Genomic DNA, 11,070 nt, shown 5'->3' with positions numbered 1-11,070 from the left:
TTATCAGGTCTCCATCTATCGTTTCATTTGGTCCATTTCATCCACGTTGACCGTTTCTCTGTTGCGGTAGAGCGCGATCAGGATCGCCAGACCCACTGCGACCTCGGCTGCCGCCACCGTCATGGTGAACAGCGTGAAAATTTGTCCGGCTACAGCGGGATACAAGCCGTATTTGGAGAAGGCGATCAGGTTGATATTGACCGCATTCAGCATCAGCTCGATCGAGAGCAGCACGACAACCGCGTTGCGCTTTGTCAGCGCTCCGTACAATCCGACGCAAAACAGAATCAGCGCGACCATTAAATAGGAGGTGATGCTTACCGTCATTCGTTATCCCCCTCCTTTTTCGCCATGATGATCGCACCGACCAATGCGACCAGCAGCAGTACGGACAACAGCTCGAACGGAATGACGTACTTGGTGAATACTTCAAGCCCGATTTCTTTGGCGTTGCTCACAGGCGATGCGGTTGGCGGCGGCGGTGCCGGCCACGGCGTGTTTTGCACACCCCAGAACAACAGACCGAACAAGCCGACGACAAAGAGCAGGATAAAGCGATTTTTCCACGTCCGTCCGGTTCCTTCATCCTGGGCATCGTGCTTAGTCAGCATGATACCGAACAGCATCAGGATGGAAATAGCTCCAGAGTAGACCAGCACCTGTGCTACCCCTACGAACTCCGCACCGAGCAAAACGAACAGTCCGGCGATGCTGATAAACGTAATCCCGAGCGAGATCACCATGTGTACGACACGCGTAAAACTAATCATGAAAACTGCGCCGCCAATCGTCAGGAGAGACAGGATAAAAAAGGCCACAAATTCGCCAGTCATGCTAGTTCTCCTCCCTGACGTTCGTATTGTTGTCATCCAGCCATTTCAGGTTTTTGTACAATTCGTCTCTGCTGTAGGCAGCCAGCTCGAAGTTGTTGGTCATCACAATCGCCTCGGTCGGGCACACCTCTGTACAGAGGTCGCACAGGATGCACAATTCGAAATTGATATCGTACGTATCAATAATTTTCCCCTTTTTCTCCGGGTCCGGATGGGGCTTCCCTGTCAGTTGGATGCACTCTGTCGGACAAATGCGCGCGCACTGGTTGCACACGATACATTTTTCCGGGGAAAAGTGCTGGACGCCGCGAAAACGTGGCGGCATGGGAAAGGGCACATCCGGGTAAAAATGGGTTATTTTTTTCTCCGTAAGCTTCTTAAATGTATATCCCAGGCCTTTGGCCAGTCCAAGCATGTATGTCACCCCTCAGATATTGAGAACTTGGCTTTCGCCTTGCCGATGGCGAAGCCTGCGCGTATAAACGTGGGACACCTAGCAGTTGCCTCGCTGCCGCGTAGAGCAGATTAGAACATGCCGTTCTGGTAGGAAACGACTACGGCCGTGAGCAAAATGTTGAACAAGGCCACGGGCAGCAGAACTTTCCAGGCAAACGACATCAACTGATCGACCCGCAAGCGCGGCATTGTGGCCCGAAGCCAGAACTGAAGGAAGATATACAGCGAGAACTTGACGACAAACCAGACGATGCCCGGGATAAAGTCCAAAGCCGGAACAATGGGCAGCCAGCCGCCCAAAAACAAAATCGTAATCAACGTACCCATCCCGAACATGTAGACGTATTCCGCCAGCATGAACATGGCAAAGCGGAAGCCGGAATATTCGACGTGGTACCCTGCCACCAGCTCCGACTCGGCCTCCGGCAAGTCAAACGGCGTGCGGTTCAGCTCGGCCTGGGCCGCCACGATAAAGACGGCGAAGCCGATAAACTGCGGAACGATATTCCAGACATCCCGCTGCGCCTCGACAATTTCCCTGAGATTCATGCTGCCCGTCAACAGAACGACACCCACCACGGACATGACTAGCGGCACTTCATAGCTAATCATCTGCGCAGCAGAGCGGAGACCCCCGATCAGCGAGTACTTGTTGTTCGAAGCCCAGCCAGCCGTAATCACGCCCAGCACGGTAATTCCCGACAGGGCGATATAGTACAGAAGGCCGATTCCCAAGTCGGCAAACTGGATGCTTTCCGTAAACGGCATGACGGCCAAAACCGCGAAGGCAGGCGCATAGGCGAGAATGGGCGCCAGTGTAAACAGCGCTTTGTCCGCATGCTTCGGACGCGTATCTTCTTTCAGGAGAAGCTTGGTCACGTCAGCGACGGTTTGCAAAAGCCCGAGCGGACCTACACGATTGGGTCCGATGCGCAGTTGCATCCAGCCGATGACTTTGCGCTCGAAGTAAATGGCGTACGTTACGAAACCAAGCAGGACAGCCAGCAGGAGCACCGCCGCCACGATAAACCAGAGCGTGTTTCCCCATGAGGGGGCTTGCTGCAGAAGCGCATTCATCAACAGTCAACCTCCCCGAGCACGATGTCGATGCTGCCCAGGATCGCGATCATGTTGGCAAGGCTTTCTCCCTGCAACAGTTTGGGCAGAATTTGCAGATTGGTAAAGGACGGACGGCGGAATTTCAATCTCCATGGCTTATCCTTGCCCTGGCTGGCAATGTAGCAGCCGATCTCTCCCCGCGGGGATTCGATGCGCACATAAGTCTCGCCTGCTGGCGGCCGGATGACGCGCGGCACTTTGCCGATCACTTCGCCCTCGCTCGGGAATTGCTCCAGAGCCTGCTCCAAAATGCGCAGCGACTGTTCGATTTCCGCCATCCGCACCTGGTAGCGAGCCATGCAATCTCCTTCTGTTGCGGTCGGGATATCGAAATCGAAGCGGTCGTAGATGCAGTAAGGCTCATCCTTGCGCAAGTCCCACTTGACTCCGGTGGCGCGGAGCATGACTCCGGACAACGAGTAGTCGAGCGCCGTCTTGGTGTCGAATGTGCCGATGCCTTTGATCCTGCTGATAAAAATTTCATTTCCCGACACCAGTTGATGGTAGTTGTTTAGTTCTTTCTTCATGTATTGGACGAATTCCTTCGCCTTGTCGATCCAGCCTGGAGGCGCATCCCATTTGACGCCGCCAATCCGCATGTAGTTGAAGGTCATCCGCGCCCCGCACAGCTCGTTGAACAGGTCGAGAATCATTTCGCGATCGCGGAACGCATACAGAAACGGGCCCATCGCGCCGATGTCAAGCAGGTATGTTCCCCACCAGACCAGGTGGCTGGCAACCCGGTTCAGCTCCATGGCAATCAGCCGCAAAAACTGGGCACGCTCTGGTATTTCCAGTCCCATCATCGTTTCCACTGCGTGACAAAGGACGTAGTTGTTGGTCATGGCGGACACGTAGTCCATCCGGTCTGTGTAAGGGATGATTTGCGTGTAGTTCAGGTTTTCCGCCAGCTTTTCTGTGCCTCGGTGGAGGTAGCCCATCACCGGAATCGCTTCCTTGATGGTTTCCCCGTCGATTTTGACGACCAGACGGAAAACGCCGTGTGTACTCGGATGCTGTGGCCCGACGTTCAAGAGCATCTCTTCCGTGCGAATGCCCGTTTCAGAAGAGGTATCGACATTTGTTGTGAGGATGTTTTGGTTCATCTGTTAAACCTCCTCGTCGTATTGCACATAGTCTTTTCGCAGCGGATAGCCTACCCAATCATCCGGCAGCAAAATTCGACGCAAATCGTTATGTCCCGGGAAATGAATCCCCAACAAGTCAAAAGTCTCTCTCTCGTTCCAATTTGCGCCATGCCATATATCCATGACAGACGGGACAGATGGCTGTTCCCGGTTTGTTTTGACTTTTACAGCCAAACTTTGTCGGTTTTTGTAGGAGTAGAAGTGGTAGTAAACCTCCATCCGGTCCTCATAGTCGACACCGTGCAAATCAGATAAGTAATCGAATGCCAGCGGCTCGTCTTCCTTCAGAAACCGGGCGATTTCATGCCAGCGCTCTACCGGGATCACCAGCGTCGGGACTTCCTTGCCCAGCTCGTTAATGTAGGCGGCCTCCAGTACTTCCTTGCCAAACACTTCTGTAATACGCTGCACGTACTTGTCGAGATACGGCTGATTTTTGGAAGGAGCTTTTGGCGCTTCCTCCGCAGCCGGAGCATCTCCCTGCGCAGCTTTCGCCTTTGCTGCTGCTGCGGCTGCGGCCTTGGCTTTTGCAGCGGCTGCTGCTTTTGCCTTGGCGTCGTCATCCCCGCCTTCTGCTGCTTGCCCGCCTGCTTCCCTGGCGGCCTTCGCCTTCGCTGCTGCCGCGGCTGCGGCCTTGGCTTTTGCGGCAGCAGCCGCTTTTGCTTTCGCATCCGCGTCGGCACCGTCTGCTGTCGGAGCAGCATCACCTTGCTGGGCAGCCTCTTTGGCTTCTTTCGCAGCTTTTGCCTTCGCCAAAGCTTCAGCAGCGGCAGCTTTTTTCGCAGCGGCTTTTTCCTCTGGCGTCATTTCCGAGACGGGCTTTGCGGCCTCTGCTTGCGGTTCTGCTGCTTGGGCTTGCGCGGGAGCTTCCTCGGCTTCCGGTTCCGGCTGTGGAGCCTGCCCTTCCTGTTCTCTTAATTTTCGCAAAGCTTCAGCCTTGGCACGGGCTTCAGCGGCGGCCTTCGCTTTTTCCTCCGGCGTTGGCTTGCGTTTTTCGTCGCTCATTGACTGGTCACCCGCTTCCCAGTCTTCGCTTCGTAGCGAATTTTTTCCTGGAGCTTGTTGATTCCGTAAATCAGGGCCGCTGGGTTAGGCGGACAGCCCGGAATATATACGTCGACAGGAACGATCTGATCGACACCTTTGACCACGCTGTACGAGCGTACGTAAGGGCCTCCCGCCGTCGCACAGGACCCCATGGCGATCACCCATTTCGGCTCAGGCATCTGATCGTACAAACGGCGCAGCAGCGGAGCCATTTTTTTCGTGACGGTTCCAGCGACGATCATGACATCGGATTGTCTTGGCGATGCCCGGAAGATCACGCCGAACCGGTCCAGGTCGTAACGCGCTCCACCTGTTCCCATCATTTCGATGGCGCAACAGGCCAGACCAAAAGTCAGCGGCCAGAGCGAGTTGCTGCGGACCCAGCCTTTTACCGTTTCCAATGTCGTAAACATGACGTTGCGATCGAGTTCTTCTTGCAATTCAGGCGCAATGCTTGTCAGATCTAGTTCCATTCCAGCACCTTCTTTCTCCACGCGTAAATCAACCCTACTACCAGCAAGGATATAAAGATGACCATCTCGACCAGGGCGAACAGCCCCAGCTCTTTGTAAGCGACGGCCCACGGGTACAGAAAGAGCGTTTCTACATCAAAAATGACAAACATGAGGGCGAAAATGTAATACTTCACGTTGAAGCGTACCCAACTGTCACCAACAGGAATGTTACCGCTTTCATATGTGGTTTGCTTCTCCCGTGTCGGTTTCTTTGGACGCAGTAGTGGACCAACGAAACTGACCGTAGCAACGGGCAACAACACACCCAGAATCAAAAAGATCGCGACAATAACATAATTGTTGGTATAGATCTCATTCACCCACGTTCCCTCCGCTCGTAAGAAAGATTTGAATCTGTCTTGCGCTGCCCTCCGGAAGAAGTAATCACTTCATCAAAGGGGTACTGCTCGCAGCATCGCAGATGAAGGTATGAACGTTGTCGCAGCCCGATACTGCTAGAAAAAAATACCTTTATCATTATATCAAATTGCCAATTAGGTGTCTAACGAAAGCCTTCCTGTAGTGCCATATAAAGGGAAAAACTCAGAGAAATCTCCCTAAGTTTTTCCAGCATCATATAATAGCCAAACGAATATGCCCGTCTGGCTCTCTTATTCCGTTGATTATTGAACGTTGCTTGAAAACTGCTGACCGAGGAAGTCCTCGTAAATGCGCTCCCATACGATAGTGAAGTTCAGCTTCTCATCGTCTGGCAGCTCCAGCATGTTCTCAATCGCTTCTTCCATGTACGGAGTCAGCTTAATCAATACTTCAGCAAGCATTTGATCGTTTGTGTTCAGCATTTCTTTCATTTCTGCCTTGGAGATGCTGAACGTGTTTTCTTCGCGTTCATGCAGCATCATGACCAGGCGGCTGAAAATAGGGTGCACCAGCGCTTCCAGCTTCACATGCGCCAAAGCCAGCGATTCCACCTCGCTCAGCTTGAACAGTTGGGATGCATCTGGGAACGGATGGATCGGTATATCCCACGCATCCTCGTTGTCTATGACCAGACCCCATTTGACGAAAAGCTGGATCGCTTCCGCACGGGATGTCGGATAATCGTAGTCGGAGCGTTTCAGGAACGATTTGAAGCGGTTCAGCAAGTTGACATAGCCCTCGTAGTCCGCTTCTGATTTAAAAGCTTCCTTCACAGGCTCGGAAAACGTGCCTTTCAATGCTTCGATTTCATCGAGTCCTTTTTCCATCTCCGCTTTTGTTTCGTACTCTGTGACGACAAAACACAGGGACTGGAACAGGACATTCATTTCATGAGACAGCACGCTCGACCAGCCGTTGGCCGTAAAGCCGCTAGGAATCACTACGCCATCCTGATTGTGGCGAATATCGCGAATGGTTTGCATCAGTTACACTCTCCTTTAATTCCAAAAGCCAGTGCCGCACCTTATGCTGTCGCAACAAAACCACGTCCGGCGGCAGGGCATTAGGTCTATTATACACAGAAACGATAGGCAATTACCAACTGGAAATATCATGCCCCGCAAGCATGTATAACCATACATGCCGTGCAACCGAAAAATCCCCGCAGCCACATGGGCGCGGGGATATCAAGCTTACGCTTACTTCTTTACGTCGAGACGTGCCATCGCACGCTGTAGCGCACGCTCTGCGCGCTGGACGTCGAGTTCGGCATATTTCTCAGCCAAACGCTTTTCGGCACGAGCTTTCGCTGCCTTCGCGCGTTCAACATCGATGTCTCCCGGCAATTCAGCCGTTTCAGCAAGGATGGTTACTTTATCGCCGCGCACTTCCATGAAGCCGCCGCTTACAGCCATCTTTACTTCGTTATCGCCTTCTGTCTTGATCCGAACCGGCGCTATTTTCAGCGGGCTTACCAGCGGCATGTGGTTCGGCAAAATACCGAGATCCCCTTGAACGCCGCGAGCAATGACCATTTCAGCCTGACCGCTGTAGACAACCCGTTCAGGAGTTACGACTTCAACTGTCATCTTACTCACTTACTCGTCTCCCCTTTCCAGGGTGTCTTACGCCATTTTCTTCGCTTTTTCTACCGCTTCTTCAATGGTTCCTACATACAGGAACGCGCCCTCTGGCAGATGGTCGTGCTTGCCTTCGAGGATTTCCTTGAAGCTGCGAACGGTTTCTTTCAATGGTACGTATTGGCCTGGGTTACCAGTAAATTGCTCGGCAACGTGGAAGGACTGGGACAGGAAGCGTTGAATGCGGCGTGCGCGGCCAACGACTTGCTTGTCTTCGTCGCTCAGTTCGTCCATACCAAGGATCGCGATGATATCTTGCAGTTCTTTGTAGCGTTGCAGAATTTTTTGCACGCCACGAGCCACATCGTAGTGTTCTTGACCAACTACTTCAGGAGTCAGAGCACGGGAAGTGGATGCGAGTGGGTCAACCGCAGGGAAGATACCTAACTCAGCGATGGAACGCTCCAGGTTAGTAGTCGCGTCCAAGTGAGCAAACGTAGTCGCAGGAGCCGGGTCAGTATAGTCATCCGCTGGTACGTAGATCGCTTGAATGGACGTTACAGAACCTTTTTTGGTGGAGGTAATGCGCTCTTGCAACTGACCCATTTCGGTAGCAAGTGTTGGCTGGTAACCTACCGCAGATGGCATACGGCCCAAGAGAGCGGAAACCTCGGAACCCGCTTGAGTAAAGCGGAAGATGTTGTCGATAAACAGAAGAACGTCGCGGCCTTCTTCATCACGGAAGTACTCCGCCATGGTCAGACCAGTCAACGCTACGCGCAGACGCGCACCAGGCGGTTCGTTCATCTGACCGAATACCATCGCGGTTTTCGGCAGAACGCCTGCGTCTTTCATCTCGTGGTACAGGTCGTTACCTTCACGGGTACGCTCCCCTACACCAGCGAATACGGAAATACCACCGTGCTCTTGCGCGATGTTGTTAATCAGCTCTTGAATGGTAACGGTTTTACCTACACCCGCACCACCAAACAGACCGATCTTACCACCCTTGATGTACGGAGCCAAGAGGTCAATTACTTTGATCCCTGTTTCCAGGATTTCAACAGTAGTTGCTTGGTCTACGAACTCAGGAGCTTTGCGGTGAATTGGGTCGCGACGATCTACTTGGCCGAGGTCTTGCAGGTCAATCGGCTCTCCCAATACGTTGAATACGCGTCCAAGGGTTACCGCACCCACTGGAACGGAGATAGGCGCACCTGTGTCAACGGCTTCCATACCGCGAACCAAACCGTCGGTAGAAGACATCGCAACAGTACGAACCAGGTTGTCACCCAGGTGAGTCGCAACCTCAACTGTCAAGTCGATGTCGCGCTCGCCAGCGCTTTGTGCTTTATGTTGAATCTTGATCGCATTGTAAATGGCAGGCAGGTGTCCACGGTCGAACTCGACGTCAACAACTGGACCCATTACCTGAACCACGCGTCCATTCGCCATCTTACTTCTTCCCTCCTGTAAAGCTAAATTGGGAGCTATTCGCTGCCACTTACGCTTGTGCGTTTGCACCTGCAACGATCTCGGAAATCTCTTGCGTAATCGCTGCCTGACGGGCACGGTTGTAGATCAACGTGTAACGGTTAATCATATCTGTTGCGTTGTCTGTCGCGTTGCCCATTGCAGTCATACGGGAACCTTCTTCGGAAGCCTTCGCTTCCAGAAGCGCACTGTACACCAGTGTTTCCGCGTATTTTGGCAACAGATCAGCCAGAACTTCTTCCGAGGACGGCTCATACTCGTAATTGATTGTGCGCACATCGTTGCTCTCGGGAGCTTCCAGTGGCAGCAATTGTTTTACGGTAGGTATTTGCGAAATTGCACTTTGGAACTTGTTGTAGCACAGGTACAGCTCGTCGATTTGCTCGTTCGCGAACATCTGGACGGCCGCACCGGCAATTTTCTTGATATCAGCAAAGGCCGGGCTGGCTGGCAGACCCGTTACTTCTTCCAAAAGCGGATAGTTCCGTTTGCTGAAGAAGTCGCGCCCTTTGCGTCCGATTACAAAAATGCCGTACTCGTCCTTGGACTTGTGTTTTTCGCTGATGGTGGTAACCACTTTGCGAAGCATGTTGGCGTTGTATCCGCCAGCAAGTCCACGGTCCGAAGTGATGACAATGTAACCAGTCTTTTTCACCGGACGTTTTTGCAGCATCGGATGCTTGGAACCAGATGTTCCGCTCGCAATGCTCGCAATCACTTCCTGGATCTTGTCAGCGTAAGGACGTGCTGCCTCAGCCTTCTCCTGGTTGCGGCGGAGCTTCGCAGCCGCCACCATTTTCATCGCTTTCGTGATTTGGCGCGTATTTTTGGTACTTTTAATACTGCGTCGAATCTCACGTATTCCTTTTGCCACTCGTTTTCACCACCTTGAGAACGCATGCCCGGGCTATTGGCCCGGCATGCATCTGATGTCTATCAGGTTAACGATTAGCGAGTTACCGAAAAGCCTTTTTTGAACTCTTCGATCGCTGCGTTCAGTTCTTTTTCATCTGGGAGGTCTTTCGTAGTGCGGATGTGCTCCAACAGATGTGGTTTGTTGGAATCCAGGAAAGACAGCAGCTCTTTCTCAAAGCGGCGTACATCTGCTACTGGAATGTCATCCAGGTAGCCGCGAGTCGCGCTGTAGATGGAAGCAACTTGCTTCTCAACTGGCATTGGATCGAACTGGCCTTGCTTCATGATTTCCATCAAGCGCTCACCGCGGGTCAGACGAGCCTGGGTAGCTTTGTCCAGATCGGAACCGAACTGAGCAAACGCTGCAAGCTCACGGTATTGAGCCAACTCAAGCTTGAGCGGACCTGCTACCTTTTTCATCGCCTTGATTTGCGCGGAACCACCTACACGGGATACGGAAAGACCGGTGTTAACCGCTGGACGTTGACCTGCGTTGAACAAGTCTGTCTCCAGGAAGATCTGACCGTCCGTGATGGAGATCACGTTGGTTGGAATGTACGCGGAAATGTCACCCGCTTGGGTTTCGATGAACGGCAGAGCAGTAATGGAACCTGCGCCCAGGTCATCAGACAGTTTCGCAGCGCGCTCCAGCAAGCGGGAGTGCAAGTAGAATACGTCACCAGGATACGCTTCGCGGCCTGGAGGACGACGGAGCAACAGGGACATTTCGCGGTATGCAGCAGCCTGTTTGGACAGGTCATCGTATACGCACAGAACGTGTCCGCCTTTGTACATGAAGTACTCAGCCATAGTAACACCAGCATAAGGAGCCAGATACAGCATTGGCGCTGGGTCGGAAGCTGTAGCGGAAACGACGATGGTGTAATCCAGAGCGCCTGCTTTACGCAGGGTTTCTACGATGTTCGCAACGGTCGATTGCTTTTGACCGATCGCTACGTAGATACAAATCATGTCTTTGCCTTTTTGGTTGATGATCGTGTCGAGCGCCACTGCTGTTTTACCAGTTTGGCGGTCACCAATAATCAACTCACGCTGTCCGCGGCCAATCGGGATCATCGCGTCAATCGCTTTGATACCTGTTTGCAGCGGCTCGTGTACGGATTTACGCGCCATTACGCCAGGAGCTGGGCTCTCGATCGGGCGGTAGCCGTCGTTTGCGATAGGGCCTTGACCATCGATTGGTTGACCCAGCGGGTTTACTACGCGGCCGAGCAGCGCTTCCCCTACTGGAACTTCCATAACGCGGCCGGTACGTTTTACGGTATCGCCTTCCTTAATGTCGCGGAAAGGTCCCATAATAACGACACCCACGTTGTCTTCTTCCAAGTTGAGTACCATACCCATTACGCCATTTTGGAACTCGAGGAGCTCCCCTTGCATGGCCTTTTCCAAACCGTGAACGCGGGCAATACCGTCACCTACCTGGATGACTGTGCCTACATCTACAACTTCGATTTCAGATTTAAAATTAGCGATCCGCTCTTTGATGAGGGAGCTAATTTCCTCTGGTCTGATTGCACTCACTTAATTCACCCCATTCATCCAACTTCTTAAAAGACCG

Annotated in this window: 13 protein-coding genes; all 13 read right to left on the bottom strand. The window is 52.7% G+C overall.

What is annotated here, in order from left to right; translation table 11 throughout:
• Positions 1–15 precede the first annotated feature (15 nt).
• The 13 genes from nuoK to atpA all read right to left on the bottom strand — a co-directional run bounded on the left by nuoK (position 16) and on the right by atpA (position 11,033).
• Positions 16–327 (bottom strand): NADH-quinone oxidoreductase subunit NuoK, encoded by a 312-nt coding sequence (gene nuoK, locus BA6348_RS05105; protein WP_005831784.1) that lies wholly within the window; start codon positions 325–327, stop codon positions 16–18.
• Complete coding sequence (locus tag BA6348_RS05100) at positions 324–833, bottom strand: NADH-quinone oxidoreductase subunit J (protein ID WP_007778448.1); 510 nt, start codon at positions 831–833, stop codon at positions 324–326. Before BA6348_RS05100 ends, nuoK begins: the two co-directional genes overlap by 4 nt.
• A gap of 1 nt (position 834) precedes the next feature.
• Entirely contained in the window at positions 835–1,248 is a 414-nt protein-coding gene (gene nuoI, locus BA6348_RS05095; protein WP_005831780.1) for an NADH-quinone oxidoreductase subunit NuoI, read from the bottom strand.
• A gap of 110 nt (positions 1,249–1,358) precedes the next feature.
• Entirely contained in the window at positions 1,359–2,369 is a 1,011-nt protein-coding gene (gene nuoH / locus BA6348_RS05090; RefSeq protein ID WP_174435197.1) for an NADH-quinone oxidoreductase subunit NuoH, read from the bottom strand.
• Positions 2,366–3,514 carry an NADH-quinone oxidoreductase subunit D gene (locus BA6348_RS05085; protein WP_005831775.1) on the bottom strand — a complete coding sequence of 383 codons (1,149 nt, stop codon included), beginning with the start codon at positions 3,512–3,514 and terminating at the stop codon, positions 2,366–2,368. The genes nuoH and BA6348_RS05085 overlap by 4 nt, the downstream gene beginning before the upstream one ends.
• Before the next feature lie 3 nt (positions 3,515–3,517).
• A complete protein-coding gene (locus BA6348_RS05080; RefSeq protein WP_005831773.1) occupies positions 3,518–4,561 on the bottom strand; it encodes an NADH-quinone oxidoreductase subunit C in 1,044 nt (347 codons plus the stop codon).
• Positions 4,558–5,076: a NuoB/complex I 20 kDa subunit family protein gene (locus tag BA6348_RS05075; RefSeq protein ID WP_005831771.1), complete on the bottom strand. Its 519-nt coding sequence runs from the start codon at positions 5,074–5,076 to the stop codon at positions 4,558–4,560. The genes BA6348_RS05080 and BA6348_RS05075 overlap by 4 nt, the downstream gene beginning before the upstream one ends.
• On the bottom strand, positions 5,067–5,438 hold the full coding sequence (locus tag BA6348_RS05070) for an NADH-quinone oxidoreductase subunit A (RefSeq protein ID WP_005831769.1): 372 nt from the start codon (positions 5,436–5,438) through the stop codon (positions 5,067–5,069). Before BA6348_RS05070 ends, BA6348_RS05075 begins: the two co-directional genes overlap by 10 nt.
• Positions 5,439–5,741: 303 nt before the next feature.
• Positions 5,742–6,482 (bottom strand): DUF6042 family protein, encoded by a 741-nt coding sequence (locus BA6348_RS05065; protein WP_005831767.1) that lies wholly within the window; start codon positions 6,480–6,482, stop codon positions 5,742–5,744.
• Positions 6,483–6,698: 216 nt separating this feature from the next.
• Positions 6,699–7,097 carry a F0F1 ATP synthase subunit epsilon gene (locus BA6348_RS05060; RefSeq protein ID WP_007786048.1) on the bottom strand — a complete coding sequence of 133 codons (399 nt, stop codon included), beginning with the start codon at positions 7,095–7,097 and terminating at the stop codon, positions 6,699–6,701.
• Between the two features lie 27 nt (positions 7,098–7,124).
• Positions 7,125–8,534 carry a F0F1 ATP synthase subunit beta gene (atpD, locus tag BA6348_RS05055; RefSeq protein WP_005831762.1) on the bottom strand — a complete coding sequence of 470 codons (1,410 nt, stop codon included), beginning with the start codon at positions 8,532–8,534 and terminating at the stop codon, positions 7,125–7,127.
• 49 nt (positions 8,535–8,583) lie between these two features.
• A complete protein-coding gene (atpG, locus tag BA6348_RS05050; RefSeq protein WP_005831760.1) occupies positions 8,584–9,447 on the bottom strand; it encodes an ATP synthase F1 subunit gamma in 864 nt (287 codons plus the stop codon).
• 74 nt (positions 9,448–9,521) lie between these two features.
• Positions 9,522–11,033, bottom strand: a complete 1,512-nt coding sequence (gene atpA / locus BA6348_RS05045) for a F0F1 ATP synthase subunit alpha (protein ID WP_005831758.1) — start codon at positions 11,031–11,033, stop codon at positions 9,522–9,524.
• Positions 11,034–11,070: the final 37 nt, after the last annotated feature.

Origin of the sequence: Brevibacillus agri (assembly GCF_004117055.1) — a bacterium.
In the GTDB taxonomy this organism is placed as follows: Bacteria; Bacillota; Bacilli; order Brevibacillales; family Brevibacillaceae; genus Brevibacillus; species Brevibacillus agri.
Note: the sequence above shows the minus strand (reverse complement) of the source record. Positions and strands in the feature narration are given on the sequence as shown.

Bases quoted from the DNA above. Each gene is read 5' to 3' on its own strand.
- BA6348_RS05085 (WP_005831775.1), bottom strand. From the start codon at position 3,514: ATGAACCAAAACATCCTCACAACAAATGTCGATACCTCTTCTGAAACG.
- atpD (WP_005831762.1), bottom strand. From the start codon at position 8,534: ATGGCGAATGGACGCGTGGTTCAGGTAATGGGTCCAGTTGTTGACGTC.
- BA6348_RS05075 (WP_005831771.1), bottom strand. From the start codon at position 5,076: ATGGAACTAGATCTGACAAGCATTGCGCCTGAATTGCAAGAAGAACTC.
- BA6348_RS05080 (WP_005831773.1), bottom strand. From the start codon at position 4,561: ATGAGCGACGAAAAACGCAAGCCAACGCCGGAGGAAAAAGCGAAGGCC.
- BA6348_RS05065 (WP_005831767.1), bottom strand. From the start codon at position 6,482: ATGCAAACCATTCGCGATATTCGCCACAATCAGGATGGCGTAGTGATT.
- nuoI (WP_005831780.1), bottom strand. From the start codon at position 1,248: ATGCTTGGACTGGCCAAAGGCCTGGGATATACATTTAAGAAGCTTACG.
- BA6348_RS05100 (WP_007778448.1), bottom strand. From the start codon at position 833: ATGACTGGCGAATTTGTGGCCTTTTTTATCCTGTCTCTCCTGACGATT.
- nuoK (WP_005831784.1), bottom strand. From the start codon at position 327: ATGACGGTAAGCATCACCTCCTATTTAATGGTCGCGCTGATTCTGTTT.